Genomic DNA, 22,684 nt, shown 5'->3' with positions numbered 1-22,684 from the left:
GGCTATTACGCCCCTTCTGATTATCTTATTTAAGATGAGATTACTTACGGATATCAAGTTCTTTGATAAGAGTTTGATATGCAGCCACGTCTTTGCGGTGCAAGTAATCCAAAAGCTTACGACGTTGGTTAACCAAAGTCACAAGACCACGACGACCGTGAAAGTCTTTTTTGTGAGTTGTGAAGTGACCTGTAAGGTCGTTGATTCTTGCAGTTAGCAAAGCAACTTGTACTTGTGCTGAACCAGTATCAAGGCCCGCAGTTTTAAACTTGTTAACGATCTGTGCTTTTTGTTCTTTAGTGACTGCCATTAGCGTCTCCTGTTATTGGCGTTGCCGCCGGTTTCTAAACTCCCCGCCTCAGTCGTCATGGCTGTCGATCCTAGGCAGGTTTGGTAAGGTTCTATCCGACCCCGAATGCGGGGTCAAGTAGTGAAAATAATTAGTATTTGAACACGCGCTTTAAGACAAATCCGCGGCCCGGCTCCAGCCCCACAATGGCCAAAAGTTTCCCGGAATCCAACGACAGGATCTGTACATATTGGTCTTCTTCGGGCTTAAAAACCGCTATAAGCTGGCTGCGCAGGTCATGACTGATCTGCCCATTGCCCAAAAGAACCTGATCCTGCCCTTTAACTCGAATACGCTTTACCATCGGCAAGGCCGCATCCATCGCAACAAAAGCCCCCGAAAGAGTGTCCTTTTTTACACACTCCTCGATAGCCTCCAAGGTCATGGCCTGCTCCAGATAATAGGGAGCCGAATAAGTCCGGCGCAGTCCACTCATCGCTGCACCACACCCTAACGCATTCCCCAGCAGGTCGACCCAAGTGCGGATATAGCTGCCTTTTGAGCAGCGCAGGTCAAACTCAGCCCAATCAGTCCCCATCCCTAAGAATTTGATATCCCAGAAGTTCATGACCTTTTTGGGAATCACCACGTCTTTATCCTGGCGGGCATATTCATAGAGCTTTTTACCCTGCACCTTAATGGCCGAGTAAATCGGAACTTCAACTTCCATCTCGCCCTGAAGTTTCATGGCTTCAGCAAGCAAGGTGGCTTCATTTAAATCCACCGGATGCGTTTCAAGCACTTCCCCTGTCGTATCCAAGGTGTCGGTACGAAGACCGAATTGAATACGCACGCGGTAACCTTTGTCACCTTCAAGGATGTATTGGGAAAGCTTGGTTGCTTCATTGATCAAACAGGCCATCAAGCCCGACGCCATTGGATCCAAAGTGCCGGAGTGACCGACAGACTTTGTGCCCATGATGCGACGGAGGCGTGAAACCACGTCGTGACTGGAAATGCCAGACGGTTTATCGACCAGCAATAAGCCATCAAACGGGACAGGGTCCCGCTTAGGCGGTCTATTATTTTCAGAATTATTCGTCATCAGATTCGGATTCGTCTTTGGGATTCTTGGCTTTTCGTTCAGCCTCAAGATCAGAGATAATGCGCTCCACTTTCAAAACCTGTTCTGTCGTATGATCCGGATAGAACTTTAATTTTGGGCAGTAACGCATCTTTAATTCTTTACCGATATAGTTTTGGATTTCAAAAGCGCGCTCTTGCAAAAGCTCAATCGCTTGTTCCTGATCCGCTTCAGAACCAAGAACGCTGATGTAAACTCTTGCCGCACGCAAATCCGCTGGCATCTTTACAGAAGCCACCGTTACCAAACCTGGCAACGGCATTTTGAAACCTCTAATTAAAAATTGAGCAATGGTCGCTTGAATTTGACGCTCAACTTGCGCGACCCTGCGGCCATCACCCACATTTTTCATTAAAGACCCAACTCTCTAGCAACTTCTTTTTTAATGAACGCTTCCATCATATCGCCGATTTTAACGTCATTGTAGTTTTCAATGCCGATACCGCATTCGTAGCCTTGCGCCACTTCTTTAGCATCGTCTTTGAAACGTTTAAGCGATGAGATTTTACCTTCGTAAATGATCTTATCCTGACGAAGAAGACGGATCGAGTTGTTACGTTGAACTTTACCATCAAGTACGAAGCAACCAGCGATCGCTCCGATTTTAGGTACGTTGAACACGTTACGAACTTCCGCACGACCCATAACTTCTTCAACCATATCTGGAGTAAGAAGACCGGACATAGCGGCTTTCATTTGATCAATCAATTCGTACACGATCGAGTAAGTTCTGATGTCCACGCCCAATTGTTTCGCTTTAGCTTGTGCGCCCAGGTCAGGACGTACGTTGAAGCCCAAAACGATACCTTTGGAAGTATTCGCCAAAGTTACGTCATTCTCGTTGATACCACCGACAGCGGCGTGGATCACACGCACTTTAACTTCCGGAGTTACCAATTTACCAAGCATGCCGTTGATGGCCTCAAGAGAACCATGAACGTCTGCTTTCAGGATGATCGCAAGTTCTTTCACATCGCCTGATTTAACTTTAGAGAAGATCTCGTCCAAAGACATTTTTTGAGCAGGAACATTCGCCGCTTTCGCTGCTTGTTCTTTTCTCAATGTAGACATCTCTTCAGCCGTTTTTTCATCAATAACGATGTCAAACTTATCACCCGCAGCTGGAACACCATCAAGACCCAAGACTTCCACTGGAAGACCCGGACCGACAGATTCAACTCTTACGCCTTTATCATTCGTCAAAGAACGAACGCGGCCTTTCATTGTTCCTGCAACAAGGTACTGACCAACTGCCACAGTTCCGTCTTTAACCAGAAGTGTTGCAACAGGTCCTTTGCCTTTTTCCATTTTCGCTTCGATCACAAGACCTGTGCCCGAACGTTTAGGATTTGCTTTCAATTCACCCACTTCAGCAAGCAACTTGATTTGTTCAAGTAGCTCTTTCAAGCCGGTTTTCTTAAGTGCTGAAACTTCCACGAAGATCGTGTTACCACCCCATTCTTCCGGGACGATTTCAAGTTCAGTCAATTGTTGTTTGATACGATCCGGATTTGCACCCGGTTTATCCATCTTATTCACAGCCACGATAATAGGTACGCCTGCTGCTTTCGCATGGTTAATAGATTCTTGCGTTTGCGGCATCATACCGTCATCCGCAGCTACCACGATAACCGCGATATCTGTCGCGTTCGCACCACGAGTACGCATTGCCGTGAAGGCTTCGTGACCCGGAGTATCCAAGAACGTGATCAAAGAACCATCTTCAATTTTTACAGAATATGCACCGATGTGCTGAGTGATACCGCCGGCTTCGCCTTTGGCAACGTCAGCATTGCGGATAGCATCCAACAAAGATGTTTTACCATGGTCAACGTGACCCATGATTGTAACAACCGGCGGACGAGTGATTTTGTCTGCATCCAATTCACCGAATGCAGTCTCAGTCGCAACGTCATCAGCTGTTTTGAATACGTTTTGTGCTTCCCAACCGAACTCAGGCACGATCAACGCGATCGTATCGAAATCCAGGTCCGTATTCATGTTCGCCATCACACCATTCGTCATCAAAACTTTAACCAATTGCGGAGCTTTTAGACCCATCGCCATCGCCAAGTCTGTCAGCTTCATGGAGTTGTTCACTTTAACTACGCGCTTATGGGCAGCAGCTTTGGTGATTTGAGTTTTTTGACCCTGCTCAGTAACGATCTTCTTCTTTTTAGGCTGGAAGACCATTTCGCGCTTACGGAAATCAACGGCGTTGAAGCTCTTGATTTCTTCTTCTTTTTCTTTCTCACGAGCATTTTGACCCGCACCGAAAGCTGGTGGAGCCGCCGGAGCAGGACCGCCAAAACGCTTACGTTTATCGAAGTCTTTATTTTGGAAGTGCCCCGCACCCTCTGCTGGTGGCATTTCCGGTGGAGCCTGTTGAGCTACAAACCCTGGACGGATATTGCGCGTTGGCGCGCCACCCGCTGGACGATTGAAACCACCCGGACGAGGACCTGTGAAAGATGCACTTGCACCACCACCTGAACGCGGTTGGAATCCACCTTGTGGGCGATCACCTTGCTGGCGTGGAGGAGCTTGTGTTTGAACGCGGGATAGATCCATACGCCCAATGATGTTTCTTTTCGGCGCAGATGCTGGAGTGGATGAACTTGCAACACCGCTTGTTCCCACAACAACTTCCTTCTTACGAGCCGCCGGAGCTTGTGGCGCCGGAGCCGCTGCCGCTGGAGCTGCAGGTGCTTCTGTTTTCACAGGAGCCGGAGCTTCAACTTTCGCTTCAGCAACAGGTGCAACCGGAGTCGACTCTTGTTTTGCGACAAGCTTTTCCTCAACAACTGCCGGAGTTGGCTCTACCGCCTCTTCCTTTGCAACTGCTGCAGGTTTTTTAACTACAACACGAGTTGTTTTAGAAGCTTCTGTTTCTGCTTCCTCGTCAACATCGGGTTTGGAAATAACTTTTGCTTTCGCTTCAACTGGAGCCGCTTCCTCTTTCGTCTTACGACGAATGACTTTAGCTGGAGCTGCTGCTGCAGCCGCCTCAGCTTCCGCCGCTGCTGCCGCTACTTTTTTAGCTGGCGCTTTGCGAGTTGCTGCTTTTTTGGGTTTAGCTTCTTCAGCCGGCTTATCGCCACCACCCAACTTAATTTTAATCTGCTCAAGAACCTGTGGATCCAACTCCGCCATATGACTCTTAATAGGCAAATTCCACTCGCGGATTTTGTCCATCAAGGCCAACGGGGTCATCCCGATTTCTTTTGCAAATTCAAAAACTTTTGGATTACTCACTCAGTCTCCCTGTGTAGTAACTGTATCTTTAAAAAATCTATTCTTCTTCAGCTTCTTGAGAGTTCAATTTCTGCAACTCTTGCTTCAACAATGCATCGGCTTGTGCCTTTGCAGACCCACCAGCTTTTGTCTCTTTCGCAGCAGATGGAGCTGTTGGAACCGGAGTGCCTTCAGACTCATACTTTTTAAGCAAAGCTTTCGCTTCGTTAGAAAGTTTTTCTGCCTTTTCAGGATCATCGTAACCTGGGATCGTCATCAATTCCTGAACGCTCGCCTGAGCTACAGATTGGAATGAACCGAAGCCGGATTGGAAGATGTTTTGTGCCATTGTTTCGTTCATACCCGGGATCAACATCAAATTGAAGATGGATTCCGCTGTACGAGACGCCGCTGAAGACTCAGAAATGATATCCAATTTCCAAGTCGTCAATTTAGCTGCCAAGCGAACGTTTTGACCACGTTTGCCGATTGCCAATGACAATTGAGAGTCTGGAACAACGATTTCCATTTCACGATTTGTATCATCAAGGAATACGCGGGAGATTTCAGCCGGAGCCAAAGCATTCACCGCGAAACGAGTGATGTCTTCATCCCAAGGAACGATATCGATTTTCTCACCACGAAGTTCCTGTACGATGTTTTGTACACGGGAACCCTTCATACCAACGCAAGCCCCTACTGGATCTACAGTGGAGTCATTGGAACGAACTGCGATTTTAGCACGTTGGCCTGGCTCACGAGCCGCCGCCATGATCTCAACCACACCGTCGTAGATTTCCGGAACTTCCATTTCGAAAAGTTTCATCAAGTAACGCTCGTCTGCACGAGACATGATGATCTGAGGACCACGAGTTGTTTGACGAACTTCAGACAAGTAACCTTGAATACGGTCACCTGGTTTGTATTGCTCACCTGGGATTTGTTCACGAGGCGGGATGTAGGCCTCAGAACGACCCAAATCGACAACGATCGCGCCTTTTTCAACACGACGAGCGATACCGGAAGCGATTTCGCCTTTGCGTTCTTCGAATTCAGTAAAGATGATGGAGCGTTCAGCATCACGCACTTTTTGCATGATGATTTGTTTCGCTGTTTGAGCAGCGATACGGCCCAAATCAGAAGCTTCCAATTTGATACCGATAGAATCGTCCATTTGAACGTTTGGATCCAATTTAACTGCGTCGTCGTAAGTGATTTCAACTTCTTCGTCGACGAATTTTTCACGAGGAACTACTTCTTTGAACTCGAACAATTCAACTTCGCCAGTCTCTTCATTGTATGCCGCTTCGATTTCACGGTAAGTACCGTACTTTTTACGGGCTGCTACAAGCATACCTTGAGTGATTGCATCGATAACGACCTGTTTGTCGATACCTTTGTCTTTACCAACTTGCTCAATCACTTTGGAAAGATCTGAAAACATATTTTCAGCCATGGCTCATCCTCTCTACTTTTTTTGACCTTTAGTAACTTCAAATAAAACTTTAGCTTTTTCGATCATCGCGTACGGGATTTTGATCTCGACGTCTTTGACCACGAAACGCACACCTTGATCGTCAGCGGACTCAATAACTTCCTCGACGGTCTTAACGGCCTTCCATTTTTTATCTGTCACACCCATGCTCTCTAAAGATTTGGATGTTTTCAGATATACTTTTTTGCCCACGGCTTTTTGAAAATGCCATGGTTTCACCAGATGACGTTCCAAACCCGGACTGGAAACTTCCAACGCGTAAGCCGCACCCGGGATGATGTCCTCATCCTTTTCCAACACTTCGTTCAATGCCTTGGAGACATTCGAGCAATCTTCAAGACTGATCCCGCCTTCGTCTTCCTTATCAATGAACAAACGCAAAGTACGCCCTTTGCCCATGCCTACGAATTCAATATCGTAAAGCAGGCAGCCATTTGCTTTGGCAGCATCATTTGCGATTTTTTCTACTTGATCTAACCAAGAGGGTCTCTCAGACATCTCTTCACTTCCTTTAACTTCAGCCCACCAACCCCGTACGGGTGGTTTCAGCTTACTAATGAAGTGACTCCTGCTAAAAGCCGTTGGGAAATATCCAACTGGGCCTGCAGCGTGTACCTGCTCAAACGCTTAAAGCGTATCTGGCATGCACATCCCGTTTTGTCCGAGGAACTCAAAAAAGAATTCAGTGGCAAAAAAAAATGGGCCTGTTGGGCCCATCGAACGTCCTTAAACTAACAAAAAAATCGAACCAGTGCAAGGACTTATCTGGCCCAAGGTCAACAGCAGCCCATTCAGGGACAGGAATAAAGCAAAGCCGTGGCCCCATCCTTATAATAGCGAGGACGTCGCCCATTCAATTTAAACCCGAGCTTTTCATACAATTTTCGGGCTGATTCATTGTTTTCATGCACTTCCAACCACAGCTCACGACCCTGACCCTTTGCGGCAATCATATAGCCAATTAGCTTTTCCATCAGTCCGCGGCGCTGAAATTGGGGATGCGTCGCCACCAAAGAAATCTCCCAGGCGCCCGGTACTTCCCGGTACAAAACAAATCCGGCAAGTTCCTCGCCCTCGAAAATCCCAAATCCCTCGGCTGTGGCCATCTCCGCCCCCAACATCTCCGCTGGCCAATAAAACTGTGGCAGCATTCCTGCCTGAGCATGAATGGCCTCCACCAGGGCGCGCATGGCAGCTTTGTGAGGAGTATATAAAGATTCGATTTTCATGATCGCCCTAGATAAAGTTTCTGACCTTGTATTTGCGCTTCATCAACTCAAACCATGCGCGCAAACGCTCTTCAAGCTGTTGCTGTCCCAGGAACGTTTTAATGCTGTCGCGAATCTCCGCAAAGGGCGTGCTGCCGAATTTGCTGCGATTTTTTTGATAGTACTCATAGGCATCGACGTTCGAGACGATCCCCGCCATGGAGCCGGTTTTAAACTTCATAAAACTTTTAGCCACAAGCTTGCGATCCGTAAACCTTTTCACTTCGGCTGGCGTTGGTTGAAGCTGATTCCAATAGGTTTTACCAGAGGCTGTTCTTTCCACTTTGGCTATCGCCTCATCCAACTCCGCAGCAGAGGCTGTACCGACATTGAAAGTCGCAGCTTCCATGGCCACTACCGCCTCCAACAAAACGGCTGTCACGTGATTTCGGAACTCCTTGGATTCAGGCCCCGTCTCCATCAAGGAAGTCGATTTTTTATCTTTGGGAGGAAAAAGAATGTGATCGATCACGGTCGTGATTTGCACTTCACGACTGGTGATCACATAGTCCCCGACCTGCCCTACGGTTTCTGAAACCACATTGGCAGCCAGGGCTGGCACGGCAAAAAATAAGGAAAGCATCAGGATGCGCATGGATTTATTGTACCGAAGCGCCGGGCTTTGTCCAAAAAAAAAGCGGAGCCCCATAACAGGACTCCGCCACCACTGAGAGATATTTCGGAAACAATTAGAAATTCATACGACCGGAAACTGTCATTACATAGTATTGAAGTTTTTCGATCGGATTGTAGTTCTGCCATTCGTTATATGCAGAGTTCCAGTTGCTGCCGTAGTTGATACGGTTGGAAAGATTCCACATATATCTGAAGTCCAAACCGATAGCGTATTTCGGAGAGAACTCAAGGTCAGCACCTACCAACGCACCCAAATCTACTGCATGTGAATTCACATCAGAGTTAGAGTTGTTGTATGAGTAGTTGTAACCATAGTTGTTTTTCATTTCGTAAGTTCTGTAAGAGTAAGCCGCGATACCACCGATAACTGGTTTCACGATACCATCAAAGAACTGGATTTTAGCTGCCAACGCACCTGTGTATTGATTCACATCAACACCTTGATTGTTGTAGTTATAGTTGTAGTTATAACCGTAGGCGTTGTTGTTCACGGAGTAGTTCGAGTAAAGGAATGAACCCTCGATGATGAAACCATCAACTTTGCTACCGAAAGCAACACCCAACGCGTAGTTGCCTTTAACGTTAGAAACATCTGGATAGTCACCCATACCAACTAGACCGGAAACGTATTTGCTACGAACTGGCTCTTCTGGTTTGTTTTTCTCCAAAGATGCTGCCATTTCCTGGCGAACGATTTCGCGAGTTGCAGAATCATCAGATACTTGTTTTTCAACGATAATCGGAGCCGGAGCTGCTACCGGAGCTACCACTACTGGAGCTACTGGTTGCTGAACTGGAACCTGTTGAGCTTGATTTAGATTATTGAATTTATCACCGAACAATACGTCAGCACGGCGTTTTTCATCTTCCATGCGGGATTGCTCAAGTTTTTCCACGATTTTTTGTTCAGTTTGAACTTCAGCATCCTGACGGCTCTTACGGATAGCTTCCGCACGGGATTCCGCCAAAGGAGAAGCTTCAATAACAGTCGTAGGCTGTTTTTGAACCTGCTGAGTAGCCGCAGTGGCCTGAGCCGCCTGAGCTGGGGAGTTAATAATATAGATAGGTTGTGGCTTAACCGTTTGCACTTCACCTTGAGCTGCCGCTGGCAACACCGTTTGTGTGCTTACAACCTGTGGTTGTGTCTGCTTGGAATACATAGCATCCAATTCAGCATCAACATCACCTTCAAGGGATTGAGCCAACGCGAATACCGGCGCCATGCTCAAAGCCGCAAGGACATAGAAATACTTTTTCATACAGTCTCCTCAGTGTGGTTTCTTAGAACCTTTTTTAATCGAAACCCTGTAAAGCAAGGCCAGTGCCAACAGGGACGGATTTCGGCGCTGGCACCTAAGTTGTTGAAATCTTGGGATTTAGGGCTCCAAAGCAGGCGGACCTGATTCGCTTGTCTGAATAAAGAAGTGACAACTCTTAGAGCGGTTCCTGAAATCCTTTCAAACTGGGGTCATTTTGGCCAGGAGTGACAAACTCGCTGAAAAAGAGGGCAAAAACGCAGAAAAATTAGGGCTTTTTAAAAAATATGTTGAGGATGGAGGCCATCTAATATTACAAAGATCACCTCACTGCGGGTGTGGTGAAATGGTAGACACAGAAGATTCAAAATCTTCCGCGAAAGCATGGGGGTTCAAGTCCCTCCACCCGCACCAAATAAAACCGCCCTTCTGGCGGTTTTTTTATTTGTACTGTCTACACTCCTACTTCGCAGGAGTAATAAGTCTGACTTTCGAGTCGGCTTTTTTTATGCCCGGAATCTGCCGACCTCTACAGGGAATTAAAAAAACACGCTTTGTCCTTTGTCATTCGGCCCACTCTGAGGGCATCGAACATTGAGGGTGATTTTCCACACATTGTCCACCCTTCATTTCCAGTTCTTTTCATTCTCAGAAACAATTAAACACTTAGGAGGAAAGAAATGAAAAAATGCTTGTTGCGAGGATCTCTCGCCGTTTTATTTGCGACTTCAGTCAGTCAGGCGGCCGACCTTCCTGATGGAAAAGCCACAGACTTCACCAAAAGGGAAAACCAGAAGTTTGCAAAACTGCTGGACTTCAACAACAAGGAGGACTTTGAGTTCGCACAAAGAGGCTTTATTGGCACTTTGGACAACCCGATGATCAAGGACAAAGATGGTAAAACCATTTATAATCTTTCCGCTTTTGACTTCGTAAAAGGTGACACTCCCGAAACTGCAAATCCGAGCTTGTGGCGCCAATCCCAACTGACACGCATGCATGGTCTGTATAAGGTCACGGATAAAATCTATCAAATTCGCGGATTTGATTTGTCAAATATGACATTGATCGAAGGAAAAACCGGCTGGATTGTTATCGATCCACTGATTTCCAATGAAACTGCGGCGGCGGGATTGAAACTTGCCAACGACAAGCTGGGTAAACGCCCGGTTAAGGCATTGATTTACACCCACAGCCACATCGATCACTTTGGTGGCGCCGGTGGTGTTATCAGCGAAGCCGATGCAAAATCCAAAAAAGTACAGGTCATTGCACCTGAAGGATTTGTTGAAGAAGCGGTCAGCGAAAATCTTTATGCCGGCAACGCCATGTTACGCAGAGCCGATTACATGTATGGCCGAACCCTGCAAAATTCCCCTATCGGAAATTTGGGCACAGGTCTTGGGCCAGGCACCTCTATCGGGACCAGCGGTCTGATTCCACCAAATAAAATCATCTCAAAAACCGGAGAAAAATTGACTGTCGATGGCGTGGAAATCGTTTTCCAAATGGCGCCAGGAACAGAAGCTCCGTCTGAAATGCTTTTCTATTTCCCACAAATGAAAGCCCTTTGCCTTTCCGAAGACTCGACCTCCACAATGCACAATCTGTACACATTGCGTGGAGCAAAAGTGCGCAGCCCCCTTGTTTGGTCCACAGCACTTAACACCACACTGGACATGTTCGGATCCAAAGCCGACGTGAGCTTTGCCTCCCATCACTGGCCACGCTGGGGAAATGCCAAAGTGGTTGAGCATATCACCAAGCAAAGAGACATGTATAAATTCATCAATGACCAGACTTTGCGATTGGCAAATCAAGGTTATGACGCTGAAGAGATCGCGGAAAAAATTAGACTCCCCGACAATTTAGGCAAAGAGTTTTACAATCGCGGCTACTATGGCTCCCTAAGCCATAACGTCAAAGCCACATACCAATTGTACTTAGGCTTTTACAACGGGAATCCCGCAACTTTGCACAAACATCCACGCACAGAATCAGCAAAGCGCTATATCTCGGCGATGGGTGGAGCGTCGAAAGTTTTAAAAATTGGAAGAGAATCCTTCGACAAGGGTGACTATCGTTGGACCGCTGAATTGGTGAACCATCTGGTCTATGCGGAACCCAATAACAAAGATGCGCGACAGCTTCAAGCGGCAGCCTTGGAACAATTGGGATTCCAGGCGGAAAGCGGCCCTTGGAGAGACGTCTATCTTTCAGGTGCAGCAGAATTGCGCGGCAGAGTTCCTGGACCGGGAATGCCGGTCGTCGACACACGCACTTTGCCACTGGCAATGCTGATCGACTACACAGGTCTTCGCTTAAATCCAGAAAAGGCCGCCGGCAAATCCATGAAAATCGGACTGACCTTGAACAATTCCAAAGAGAAACAAACACTGGAATTGAACAACTCGGTTTTGAATATCAGAAAAGCGAAGCCGGGCGAAAAGTATGATGCCACTTACGCCATGTCCTCGGAGGATTTTGGCGCAATGATGGGCGGTACGAAGCCTGCAAAAGGCGCACTCAATGACCTGGTTGCGATGCTTGATACTTTTGACATGAAATTCAACCTGATTACGCCGGTTGAAGAGAAGTCAGGTAAAAGCGATCACATGGCCAGTGCCGACACCGGAAACTAAGTATTCCCAAAAAAGGACGGGAAAAAACCCGTCCTTTTTTTAATATCACCTGCATTTTTCCGCCATCCCACGTCTCACTTAGGGCTCCGCACAAACTCCCCGCCCAACAGGGACTCACCGAACACTGATTAAAAAGAACGTCACTTTTGCCGTGATTTTATTAAGAAATAAGGAAATTCCTCCGATGTAGTCATATTCGCATTTATGGAGGACGTTTATGGTCAATGCGTTCAAAATAATGCTGACTCTTCTATGCCTGTGGAGTGCGTGACGTTCGCCAGTTTCATCTTTTTAGTGGTAAAACTGCCAATTCTTTTATCAATCGGAAAAACATCAATGCGACCGGAGTTCACCATTCTTAAATTCGTCACTGCCGTGGTGTAGGGCTCCCGTTGCGCGTTGTATTTGGTTTGCAAGTGGTCTTGAAATGGAAACTCTTTCCAAAAATCCGGATGAATTCCCATTCACAATGCCGACTTTCAGTTTGTACTTTTTAATATCATCGAGACTTGTAATTTCTGGATACTTCAATTTAATTTTTGTATTTGTGAACAACACAAAATCCGACGTCCAGACTGCATGCTTTGAATAGAGCACGTACTTTTCGCGATCTGGATTTTTTGAAATAGACATGCCGACATCAGCCCGCCCCGCCTGAAGCATCGACCAACATCTTTCCAGGGCAAAGGGAGTAAATGCCCTCAACGCCGAGTCTGCGAAAAATGTGCTGTGCCACTTCAATATCAACTCCGACAGCTTTGCCATTATCAAGGTATTTATAGGGAGGAAACTCCTCTCCCACTACTATGATCTTATTTGCGCGACCAGGCATGGCAAACAACAGCACCACCGCACAGGCTAACCCTCTGGTTAATTTTTCTTTGAAGATTTTCATTCATGAAGAAGTCTGTTCGAAGTGCAATGGCCTGTCAAACTGTGTTGACTATGTCAATCCCACCCTGCCTGCTCTGGCTAACTACTTTTTAGAGGTCGGAATAAAGCGGCTGCCACTTTTGCCAGCGGCCTTGGGCTGACCTTTTTTAATTTTTTTGGCGCGCAAGTCCTCGTCCCCAAAATCATCGTCAAAGTCGGTGTCATCTTCAAGTTCGGCCATCGCAGGTTTTGCTGCTGCTTTTGCTTTCTTTACTGCAGCAGGTTTTACCGCAGGGACTTTCTCTGCCTTTGGAGCGGTTCTTACGGGACGCTCTTCACGAGGTTTGGCTTTACCAAACGTTTCTATATCGTCCAAACGAATCAAGGACACTTTGTTTGCCATGAAGGCTTTAACACCTTCTTCTGAAAGACCTTTGATTTGTCCGGTGAAACCAAAATGGCCTAATGCTTTGCCTGTGATACGGAACTTAATCCCCGGATCTTTTTTTAGAAGTTTGTTAATTTCTTTCAGATCCGAAGAACCAAGTTCTTGGGCGATAACTTTAATAATTTCTGCTAGCTTCATTGAGCACCTTTGATTGTCGAATGCCTACAGTTATATTACCTATCCTAAGTGAGTGCAATTCCCAAAGGTCCGCCATGTATTTAGAGCAAAAACCTAAGTAAGTGCGCCATATCCTTTTTCATTGAATTCAATTAGACAAAATCCATGACCGAAGGGATCTGAAAACATCGCCAATTTGCCGTAAGGCTCTTTCTTGGTATCACTTTCAATCCGGGCCCCGTGGGCCAGAACCCTTTGGGAGGCGAGCTCGATATTATCGACGACAAAATCCAGATGAACAGGACTCCAGTGGCGGGAGAAACTTCGCCCCTCCCGGGCAGATGCAAATGGTAAAGTCCCCGCCTGATTCTGAAGGAGGTACACAGGACATGGAAGCCCCAAAAGCTCCACGAATTCAGCATCAAACGTACGACCCAACCGCAAACCCAAGCCTTCCGTGTAGAAGAGAATGGCTTTTTCAATATTATCGACATCAATATTAATTAAAGCAGTTTTAAGCATGCATAAAGTGTAGTGCGATAGTCAGAAGCTGCAATTTGATTACTGACAAACGCTCGTCATATTGAACCGATCAAGCCTGCCGACTAATATTACGGCGCAACTTTATCCATATCCATTCTTCGAAGCGCCGGGAATTTCCAGCTGACAATTCCCACCGTCAGCAGACACATCACCGCCCCGAAACAGGCGGCTGGAACAGTCCCCAGGAATTTGGCAGCCACACCGGATTCAAACTCCCCGACTTCGTTGGAGGAGCCTATGAACATCGAATTCACCGAAGAGATGCGGCCGCGCATGTGATCCGGCGAAGCCAGCTGAACAGCGGTGCTGCGAATCACGACACTGACGCTGTCAAATACGCCACTGAATATCAGCGCAAAAATGGACAGATAGAAATCCTTGCTAACAGCGAAAACCAAAATGCTTAAGCCAAATCCAAACACCGCACTTAACAAATACCTGCCTGCATTTTTTCGAATTGCGAAGCGAGTTAGAATAAATCCCATCACCATCGCACCCACGGCAGGTGCCGCACGCAAGATCCCCAAGCCCCGAGGTCCGATCTCCAGAATTTCTTTCGCATAGATGGGTAACAGCGCTGTCACTCCACCAAAGAGAACTGAAATCATATCCAGAGTTAAAGCTGGTAACAAAATCGGATGCCCGAATACAAACTTCACTCCGGATTTTAGCTCCTCCACCATCGCGCGGGGCTCCCCATCCAATGCAGGGGCTTCGATTTTCATTTTAATTCCGTAGGTTGCGGCCAGCGCTCCCAAAAGCAGAACAAAAATGACTCCGAAAGAAACCTTCATTCCCATAAAACCAAAAATCAAACCACCCAATGCCGGCCCCGAGACCCGCGCCACTTGCATGGCCGTGCTCATCCACGCCAAGGCTTTGGATAAACCATCTCGTTTGGTCATCTTGGGAAGAATCGCATACATGGAGGGCTGAGAAAATGCACGGGCTGCTCCGGAACATACCGAAGACAGATACAGTGCAAAGATATGCATTCCGGTGCTCCATTGATCACCGAACAACGACGCCGTCAGCAAAATGCCTGAAGCCAACAAACTGCCTTCCAAAACCCAGCGGTAAACTTTAATCGGGCGGGAGCGATCCACCACGTATCCAGCGTAAAGTGCTAAGCTTAGCGCAGGAATCGCTTCGGCCAAGCCCACCAGCCCAAGAGACAATGGATCATTGGTGAGCTCATAAATCCTCCACCCCACCACGACCGCCTGCATTTGCACGGCCAGGGTGAAAAGAAAGCGAGCGGAGATAAGTTTTTTGAAATCAGAAAGAGCAGAGGATGAGAGCATGTGGATACTTGTACACTGCTTTTCGCCCGCAAGCAATTTGCCAAACACCACATTACAACCTTGATTCTTGTCATTTGGCTGATTTTTTTGAATTTTACCACCAAGTATACAACTCAAACTTTGGGGGACGACGGTCATGAAGAAGTCTGTAGGAACACTTATATTAGGTCTTGTGATGGCAAACTCTGCTTATGCAGACTTTGAAGTTTATGGCTTTGCCCAATTGGACTATGTACAGGATTTCAAAAGAACAGATCCCGATTGGATCAGCACTCTAAGACCTTCAAAAATTCCCACTCAAGACAGTCAGTATGGAAGTGATGGACAGGCGATATTAAGCCCCCGTCAAACTCGCTTGGGAGTTCAAGGCAACACCCTTGTTTCCGGGGATAACTTAAAATCACGTATTGAATTCGATTTCTTTGGCGTCGGAAAAGATGCCGGCAAAGTGACGCCTCGCTTGCGTCACGCCTATGGCGAATGGGGCACAGTCCTTGTGGGCCAAACTTGGTCAAACTTTATGGATGTAGATGGCTTTCCCAATATCGTGGATTATTGGGGGCCAACAGGTATGGTCTTTATTCGTACTCCACAAATCAGATACACTCCGATCACTGGAACAAGCACTGTTTCGGTGGCGCTTGAGAACCCTTGCGCTGACCTGGATGCTTCGTTGGGTGCCGTCAGTATGGATAACAAATATCCAGATCTTTCTGCGAAATATCGCTACAGCCCGGAATGGGGTCATCTGAATGTGTCAGGGATAGTTCGCTACCTGGGGTTTGATTCTACGGGCGCTGTCAACGCGGATCCTAAAGACCACAAGATGGGTTGGGGTGTTAATCTCTCCACGTCTTACGTGATTGGCTCTGCAGACAAATTGATTTTGTCTGCGGTCTATGGTGATGGCATTGCAAACTATATGAATGATGGCGGCACCGACCTCGCAGCCGACGGACCACCGGGTGACTTGCAGGCGAAAGCTGTTCCCCTCTTGGGATGGGTGGCCTACTTTGATCATCGCTGGAGCGAGATCTGGTCATCATCGATTGGTTTTTCCAAAACCGAAGTCACAAACACCAATTATCAGGCAGCAGATGCTTATAAGTTTGGCGAGTACTCCTCCGTGAACATGCTCTATACGCCGGACAAAAATGTCTTAATGGGAGCGGAGTTCCTGTACGGATTGCGTGAGGATAAAGATGGCGACCGTGGCGAGGATTATCGCGTGCAATTTACATTTAAATATATTTTTGCAAACAAGTGGGCGAATCTTTAGGGATTAGCTGATTGCCGTGAGCGGAATCTTTAGAACAACCTTTGTGCCCCTTGGATGAGCGGGCACATGTTCTTCCTGGGAGGTGATCATGATACTCCCCCCCATCATCGTCAGATACTCTTTAACCAAAGGCATCCCGTAACCGGTGCCTTTCTCCCCTTGTGTTCCGGTGCGCGTGGTGGCCGTGTCCAGACTGAATATTTTGTTCAGCAGCGTTTCCGGCATACCAATGCCGTAGTCCTGAATCTCTATGACGGCCATGGTTTCCTGAGAATAGGCGCGCAAATCAATGCGCTCCCCTGGCAGAGAAAATTTAACTGCGTTATTAATCAGATTTGCCAATACCACATTGCTTAGAATCGTCTTTTCACTATTCACGACCATTTTATCGCGAGTCAAATCAAGGGCGATTTTAATCCCTTTTTGCGAGGCCAGAGTTTCTGACTTCTCCATCACCTCATTCAAAACAATGGCAATGGATACGGGGTTTAATGGCATCATGGCTTTTCCATCCTTGACGGATTTCAAATGGCGCACCTGGTTCAACAGGTTGTTGATGTCATTCACAGCCCGCTCCATCTTATCCAGCTCCAAAACCATTGGAGCTGCTTGCTCCTGGTCTTCGCGCACCTTGATCAGATTGTAAGTCATGGCTGACAACGTATTTGCCACGTCATGCAAAAGAACCCGCAAAAGGTTTTCAACGTCCCAGTGCTTTTCCTGCAGTCTTGTCGTGAATTTCTGTTCGCCTTTGATATACAAATGAGTGGTGATGCCGGCAAAAATCAGGAAGGTGCAAACATTGAAGCTTTTCTCAAAGTCATAATCACCATGGGTGGCGATGATATTCACACTCCCACCCTGCATTTTCAAAATCCAAAACCAGATCATCGTCACGAACACAGTAAAATAACCGTAAACAGCGCCTCGCACTTTCAGCAATACACCTGACACCAACGGAACGGCCGCAAGCCAAAAGATCCCGGGTGCTTCAACGCCTCCGGATAGATACAAAAGATATATCAACAGACCCGAAGCCAGCCCCACACAAGTCAGTGCCGAAGCCGTATAACTTTTGAAGTAGTACAAAAACACCGGCGGCAAAATCGCTGTCGCAATCCACAACGTGAACAGCATCCCGTTATAGGTGGAAATGTGATATTCGAAATTGAATTTAAGGAGATAGACACTAGAAATCAGCAAACAGATGACGTAGATCATCTTCAGATAAAAGAGTCGTTTTTGTTGAGCTTCCTCAGCTGTGATTTTGAACTCGATCATTCTGGCTGTATTTCCAATTCTTTTCTGTTTATATATCGGCAGAAGGACATTTGTGCGGGAGAGTGCTACAAAGTTGTAATCTTTGTCTGTCTCATAACGAGAACAACCTCAGGACTTACATCCAGCACCCCTAATGCGTCCTTTTTATTGGGGTTTTCCGCCCACCGCTCCTTGGTCTGCATTGACTGTTGTTTATTTACTGCCTTTTTCAATCCACCTATCCTTTGTTAAACAAAAGGAATTCAATGACCTCTTCAAGAACCTCTCTCGAGTTCACCGAGCGAATGGCTGGCCACTATATTTCAAAACCATTTGCACTTTCCACCAACAGCCCACTTAAAAAATCGGATTTTGAAAACCTCGTTGAGTCACCTTCCCGAGTCCCATTTGAATTCACCCTCACCATCCAAGTTTCTGATTTGGATTCTTTCATCGTCGATCCGCAGTTAGAGGCTGATGCCGTGGGAGAGATCACGGATTTTAAAATTGAAAAAGGTCTGTTCAATCTTTTTGTGCGACCGGAAGCAAGCTCCGCCCTGGATACCGCTAAAGAAATGCACTACACGCTTTTCCTGCGTGATCCACAGGGGAAGCCATGGACGTTCTTTGGTTTTAAGGAAGTCATTAAAGAAGACTCCTTCGAGATGTGGTCACAGACGACGACACTTTATTACTACCTTTATGAGGGCCACTCTGCCTACAATCCGGGCGAAACCAAGAATGTCAGCGGCGTTGGTATTTTGCACATATCCGTCAGCGACTTTATCAAGCAATTGACCACATTCAAAAGCAACGCTCCAACGCAAATTCAGGAACAGGAAGCGGTTGCCAAGTTTCTGAATGTTTTTGCGAAAAATCTTTGGCAGTCCTATGCGCCGTTTGTGTTCACAACCACAACAGCTCGCTGGAATGAGCACTTTTATCCCATGCACACCACCCAGGGTGTCGCCATTGGCGAAAAGACTCTTTTTCCGCTGGACACTCCGGATGGTTTGACGATTTCAATTCAGCGCTTTAAAGCCAAAGAAACCAAAAACGTTATTTTGCTGCTTCATGGATTAACCACCTCCACTGACATGTTCATCATGCCCGAGCACCAAAATTTTGTGAACTACCTGCACAGCAACGGATACACCGATGTGTGGTCCCTGGACTGGCGAGGCAGTGGTCGCTTCACTTACAACCTGGGACCTCATCGCTATAATCTGGATGACATTGCCAAAAACGACATCCCCACAGCGGTGGACTTCATTCGCAAACAATGTGGTGAAGATGTAAAGATCCACGTCGTCTGTCACTGTGTGGGTTCCATTTCCTTTATGGCTTCCTTGGCTGCCGGTCATGTCAAAGGCATCACCAGTGTCATATCCAACAGTGTTTCTCTGACACCCAAAGTCCGCTGGCAGGCATTTATCAAAATGCTTTTCGGTCCCGACTTGCTGGAATATGTTTTTGGTTATGCTTACATCAGTCCCCGCATGGCTTACTTTCCGGGGCCGGGTTTTGGAAAATGGCTTTATTGGATGGAGCGTGGCATCCGTCACGAGTGCAAAGAACCTGCATGTCACCTGGTGAGCTTTATGTGGGGCTGGGGGTATCCAGCGGCCTATGTTCATCGCAACATTCACCCGACCACGCATCGTCGCCTGAAGGATTTATTCGGCGGCACCAGCTTTCACTACTACCGTCACATTAGAAAAATGCTTTTCGCAAAGGCCTCCGTGTCCTTTGATAAATCCAAAAACTACCTGGAGGAAAGCCAAAAAGGAACTCTGCCTCCGACTCTGCTCCTGAGTGGTTCAGAGAACAACATCTTCCCGGGCTCCAACAAAATGACCTATGAGGCTTTGAAAAATGGCAAGAATGCCGCGCAGGTCGAATATCTGGAAGTCCCCGGTTATGGACATCAGGACACCTTCATGGGGCAGTACGCGCACATCGAAGTTTTCCCAAAACTTTTGGCATTCCTGAATAAGCAAAGGGTTTGATATGCAAATCGATTTTCATCTGGGTGTGACCTATGTTCTTGCGCGCATGAGTGGATTTTCCCCTTATGAGGCCAACACCATCGCCAGCAGCTCACAGTATGTGGACGATGCGGTGAACTCCGGGACTATATTTTTTGAAAACCGCTCCGTCTATGAGTTTCGCGCCAGCGCCCACAAGATGCTGGACTACCGAAACTTCAAAGAACTGGCAAACCATCACGTGTGGATTCCCTTTCACTTTATTCCCGGCAATGAAGTCCGCGATCAAGGTATCGACTCCTTGGCGCAGAAGCTGGTGTGTCGTCCGAATAGTAAAATCGCCCAGGATGTCGTCCACAGCTGCGTGACCAATTTCAACAAACCCTTCGGATATCATCTGCTGGGAGTCACAACCCACGCCTTCGTGGACACTTGGGCTCACCAGGGGTTTGCCGGCATCACTCACGAACTGAATAAAGTCAGCGAGATCTATGACGGCGAAGGCGCCCTGGATGCTGACATGATGAACTACCGCAAGAAGTTCTATCGCAGAAATCCATTCCGTCGCATGTACGATTGGGTTCTTTCATTCTTTGTGGGTGAATACAATCCTATCGGCCATGGTACGGTCTTGTCGTACCCTGATCTGCCGTACTTACGCTGGAGCTATCAGGACTGGCAGGGCCGCACCATTCAGCGCGACAACCCTTCCGATTACATGCAGGCGATTCACCACGTGTTGGCCTTTTATCAGGAAGTCCGCAAAACCCACGGTCTGCCTGTGGTGAAAATTTTCGATGAAGATCTGAAAAAACTAAAAGAGCTGATTCAGACAATCGATAACGAAGAGGGCGAAGAGCGCCTGCAAAAATGGCGCGAGTACATTCAATGTGGGTCCTTTCAATTTGGCACGGACACCTGGCACTACTCTGTTGAAGGTAAAGATGGCTGGCTGAGTGAAGCCTTTGAAGACATCGAAACCAATGATGACTTTGACTTCAACTCCGACCTCGAGCTGTTAAATGTTCCGTACAAGGAAGAGTTTTTAAAGTCCAACTGGAAGCTGATGCATGATGCTTTGCTGTTTTATCGCTTTACAGTTTTGCACGATGTTCTTCCCAGATATCAAATTTGTGTCGCATAAGGATTTTACTGTATGAAACTTGATTTCGACTACGTGGTGATTGGTTCAGGATTTGGCGGCTCTGTCATGAGCTGCCGTCTGGTTGAAAAAGGCTACAACGTCTGCCTGCTGGAGCGCGGACGCCAATGGAAAATGCACGAGTTCCCTCGCCGCCCCCATGAAATTCAGGACAATATGTTCTGGGATCCGGAAGATGGGAAATATGGCTTGATGGAGTTCCGCGACACCCCGGACAGCGACGTCATGACCTTAACGGCAAGCGGCCTGGGTGGTGGCAGTCTGATTTATGCAAATGTTTTGTACCGCATGCCAGAAGAACTTTTTGCTGGATGGCCCGGTGGTTTCACTCGCAACAAGCTTGAGCCCTACTATGATAAAGTGATTTCCATGATGGAGGCTCGCCCCTATCCGTACAACTCCGATCCGTATTACAAGGACACGCCGAAAACCACGGCCATGAAAAATGCCGCACAACAAATGCAGCAGAATCCCGCCTCACTGACGCCTGCGGAATTTCAACTTCCGCCCCTGGCGGTCCGTTTTGAAGGCGAGTTTCCAGGACAGCAATCCTTAAACGCCCATGGCGCCGTTCAATCAAAGTGCAACAAATGCGGCGAGTGCGACCTGGGTTGCAATATTCACGCAAAAAACACTTTGGATCTGAATTATATTTTCCGCGCCAGACATCTGAAAAATTCCACGGGCACTTTGGATTTACGAACACAGGCCGAAGTCAGCAGGATTGAACAAGTTGGAGACCATTATAAAATCACGTTTCACGTCCCGCAATTCCCCTCTCAGGAAATCGTTTTAACAGCCGGCAAAGTCATTGTCTCTGCAGGCTCCGTGGGCTCCACATCTCTTTTGTTGAAAATGAAACAAAAAGGTCATCTGCCAAAGCTGAACAACTGGCTGGGACAGAAATGGTGCGGGAATGGTGATCTGTTGGGAATGGTCTTAAATACCAAAGACTACCATGATCCCACGAATGGCCCGGTCATCACGAGCGCCATCAAATACTCAATGAAAAACTATCCTGATGGTTTCCCTCACGGAATGTATCTGGAGGACGCGGGCTTCCCGATTGGCATGGCCTGGTATCTGTCAGGAAAAGTTCCGCAGATCACGGGCATCGCCGGAGTGCTGTCACTGGTTTGCAAAACTTTGAAAAAGTACGCCTGCAAAGTTTTGCGCATCAAATACAAATCTGAAATCAATGTAGGTGATGACTTTGCAGCGGCATTGGATCGCGGCACTTTCACCCGCAGAGCGATGGTTCTGCTGGGCATGGGACGGGATCGCTCTGATGGTGTGGTCTCCTTGCGTGATGACGGACAGACCGTGATTAACTGGGACATCAAAACCAGTGACCTGCACTTTGATCGCATGCGCGAGGAAATGAAAAAGGTCGCGGAAAACCTGAATGGAACTTTTATGGACAACCCACTGACTCATTTGGATAAGGTCATTGCGGTTCACCCCTTGGGGGGCTGCCCCATGGGTGACAGCGCTGATTCAGGCCTGGTGAGCCCTCGTGGTGAAGTCTACGGCTATGAGGGGCTTTATGTCGTTGACGGCAGCATCCTGCCCACCTCAACCGGCACGAACCCGTCCTTGACCATCGCCGCCGTGGCAGAGTTTATCGCTGACCAAATCCCAGCGAAACCATCCATTGTGGCTGCTTCCAATTTGAGCGTTACTCAAAAAAATCAATAATCTAAGGGGGTTACTTATGCCCCCGTTGTAAATAACCGGAGAAGCTTA

20 protein-coding genes and 1 tRNA gene are annotated in these 22,684 nt (G+C 47.4%); 6 read left to right on the top strand and 15 right to left on the bottom strand.

What is annotated here, in order from left to right:
- Window positions 1-40 precede the first annotated feature (40 nt).
- The 9 genes from rpsO to ACLVWR_RS13645 form a co-directional block, all read right to left on the bottom strand.
- Entirely contained in the window at window positions 41-310 is a 270-nt protein-coding gene (rpsO, locus tag ACLVWR_RS13685) for a 30S ribosomal protein S15 (protein WP_340599551.1), read from the bottom strand.
- Between the two features lie 130 nt (window positions 311-440).
- Window positions 441-1,394, bottom strand: a complete 954-nt coding sequence (gene truB, locus ACLVWR_RS13680) for a tRNA pseudouridine(55) synthase TruB (protein ID WP_413581201.1) — start codon at window positions 1,392-1,394, stop codon at window positions 441-443.
- A complete protein-coding gene (gene rbfA / locus ACLVWR_RS13675) occupies window positions 1,384-1,785 on the bottom strand; it encodes a 30S ribosome-binding factor RbfA (RefSeq protein ID WP_340599553.1) in 402 nt (133 codons plus the stop codon). The genes truB and rbfA overlap by 11 nt, the downstream gene beginning before the upstream one ends.
- Window positions 1,785-4,688, bottom strand: coding sequence for a translation initiation factor IF-2 (infB, locus tag ACLVWR_RS13670; protein WP_413581200.1), 2,904 nt, complete (start codon window positions 4,686-4,688; stop codon window positions 1,785-1,787). Before infB ends, rbfA begins: the two co-directional genes overlap by 1 nt.
- A 37-nt stretch (window positions 4,689-4,725) precedes the next feature.
- Window positions 4,726-6,123 (bottom strand): transcription termination factor NusA, encoded by a 1,398-nt coding sequence (gene nusA / locus ACLVWR_RS13665; RefSeq protein ID WP_413581199.1) that lies wholly within the window; start codon window positions 6,121-6,123, stop codon window positions 4,726-4,728.
- 12 nt (window positions 6,124-6,135) lie between these two features.
- Window positions 6,136-6,660 (bottom strand): ribosome maturation factor RimP, encoded by a 525-nt coding sequence (rimP, locus tag ACLVWR_RS13660; RefSeq protein WP_340599556.1) that lies wholly within the window; start codon window positions 6,658-6,660, stop codon window positions 6,136-6,138.
- Window positions 6,661-6,953: 293 nt separating this feature from the next.
- Window positions 6,954-7,391, bottom strand: coding sequence for a GNAT family N-acetyltransferase (locus ACLVWR_RS13655; protein WP_413581198.1), 438 nt, complete (start codon window positions 7,389-7,391; stop codon window positions 6,954-6,956).
- Between the two features lie 7 nt (window positions 7,392-7,398).
- On the bottom strand, window positions 7,399-8,079 hold the full coding sequence (locus ACLVWR_RS13650; protein ID WP_413581197.1) for a hypothetical protein: 681 nt from the start codon (window positions 8,077-8,079) through the stop codon (window positions 7,399-7,401).
- Between the two features lie 40 nt (window positions 8,080-8,119).
- Complete coding sequence (locus ACLVWR_RS13645) at window positions 8,120-9,325, bottom strand: hypothetical protein (RefSeq protein WP_413581196.1); 1,206 nt, start codon at window positions 9,323-9,325, stop codon at window positions 8,120-8,122.
- Between the two features lie 329 nt (window positions 9,326-9,654).
- Here ACLVWR_RS13645 and ACLVWR_RS13640 point away from each other — a divergent pair.
- Both ACLVWR_RS13640 and ACLVWR_RS13635 read left to right on the top strand, forming a co-directional pair.
- Window positions 9,655-9,736, top strand: a tRNA-Leu gene (locus ACLVWR_RS13640).
- 266 nt (window positions 9,737-10,002) lie between these two features.
- Complete coding sequence (locus tag ACLVWR_RS13635; protein ID WP_413581195.1) at window positions 10,003-11,964, top strand: alkyl/aryl-sulfatase; 1,962 nt, start codon at window positions 10,003-10,005, stop codon at window positions 11,962-11,964.
- Between the two features lie 230 nt (window positions 11,965-12,194).
- Here the strand turns inward: ACLVWR_RS13635 and ACLVWR_RS13630 are convergent, their stop codons facing one another.
- The 5 genes from ACLVWR_RS13630 to ACLVWR_RS13610 form a co-directional block, all read right to left on the bottom strand.
- Window positions 12,195-12,428 carry a hypothetical protein gene (locus tag ACLVWR_RS13630; RefSeq protein WP_413581194.1) on the bottom strand — a complete coding sequence of 78 codons (234 nt, stop codon included), beginning with the start codon at window positions 12,426-12,428 and terminating at the stop codon, window positions 12,195-12,197.
- Between the two features lie 176 nt (window positions 12,429-12,604).
- Complete coding sequence (locus ACLVWR_RS13625) at window positions 12,605-12,859, bottom strand: transporter substrate-binding domain-containing protein (protein ID WP_413581193.1); 255 nt, start codon at window positions 12,857-12,859, stop codon at window positions 12,605-12,607.
- A gap of 81 nt (window positions 12,860-12,940) precedes the next feature.
- Entirely contained in the window at window positions 12,941-13,423 is a 483-nt protein-coding gene (locus tag ACLVWR_RS13620; protein ID WP_413581192.1) for a hypothetical protein, read from the bottom strand.
- A 93-nt stretch (window positions 13,424-13,516) separates the two neighbouring features.
- The gene (locus ACLVWR_RS13615; protein ID WP_413581191.1) at window positions 13,517-13,924 is read right to left on the bottom strand and encodes a VOC family protein; all 408 of its coding nucleotides are present in this window, start codon (window positions 13,922-13,924) and stop codon (window positions 13,517-13,519) included.
- Window positions 13,925-14,013: 89 nt separating this feature from the next.
- On the bottom strand, window positions 14,014-15,387 hold the full coding sequence (locus tag ACLVWR_RS13610; protein ID WP_413581190.1) for an MFS transporter: 1,374 nt from the start codon (window positions 15,385-15,387) through the stop codon (window positions 14,014-14,016).
- Here ACLVWR_RS13610 and ACLVWR_RS13605 point away from each other — a divergent pair.
- Window positions 15,386-16,528, top strand: coding sequence for a DcaP family trimeric outer membrane transporter (locus ACLVWR_RS13605; RefSeq protein WP_413581189.1), 1,143 nt, complete (start codon window positions 15,386-15,388; stop codon window positions 16,526-16,528). The two genes, ACLVWR_RS13610 and ACLVWR_RS13605, sit on opposite strands and share 2 nt — an antisense overlap.
- A 3-nt stretch (window positions 16,529-16,531) precedes the next feature.
- Here ACLVWR_RS13605 and ACLVWR_RS13600 read toward each other — a convergent pair whose 3' ends face one another.
- The gene (locus tag ACLVWR_RS13600) at window positions 16,532-17,809 is read right to left on the bottom strand and encodes a sensor histidine kinase (RefSeq protein ID WP_413581188.1); all 1,278 of its coding nucleotides are present in this window, start codon (window positions 17,807-17,809) and stop codon (window positions 16,532-16,534) included.
- Between the two features lie 245 nt (window positions 17,810-18,054).
- Here ACLVWR_RS13600 and ACLVWR_RS13595 point away from each other — a divergent pair, with 245 nt between their 5' ends.
- From ACLVWR_RS13595 to ACLVWR_RS13585, 3 genes are read left to right on the top strand one after another with little or no spacing between them, the layout of a single operon-like run.
- On the top strand, window positions 18,055-19,797 hold the full coding sequence (locus ACLVWR_RS13595) for an alpha/beta hydrolase (RefSeq protein ID WP_413581187.1): 1,743 nt from the start codon (window positions 18,055-18,057) through the stop codon (window positions 19,795-19,797).
- A 1-nt stretch (window position 19,798) separates the two neighbouring features.
- A complete protein-coding gene (locus ACLVWR_RS13590; RefSeq protein ID WP_413581186.1) occupies window positions 19,799-20,920 on the top strand; it encodes a DUF6765 family protein in 1,122 nt (373 codons plus the stop codon).
- A 12-nt stretch (window positions 20,921-20,932) separates the two neighbouring features.
- A complete protein-coding gene (locus tag ACLVWR_RS13585; protein ID WP_413581185.1) occupies window positions 20,933-22,636 on the top strand; it encodes a GMC oxidoreductase in 1,704 nt (567 codons plus the stop codon).
- The last annotated feature ends 48 nt before the right edge of the window (window positions 22,637-22,684 follow it).

Origin of the sequence: Bdellovibrio sp. HCB288, from assembly GCF_047305935.1 — a bacterium.
Taxonomy (GTDB): Bacteria; Bdellovibrionota; Bdellovibrionia; order Bdellovibrionales; family Bdellovibrionaceae; genus Bdellovibrio.
The sequence above is the reverse complement of the archived record's forward strand: the minus strand, read 5'-3'. Positions and strand labels throughout refer to the sequence as shown.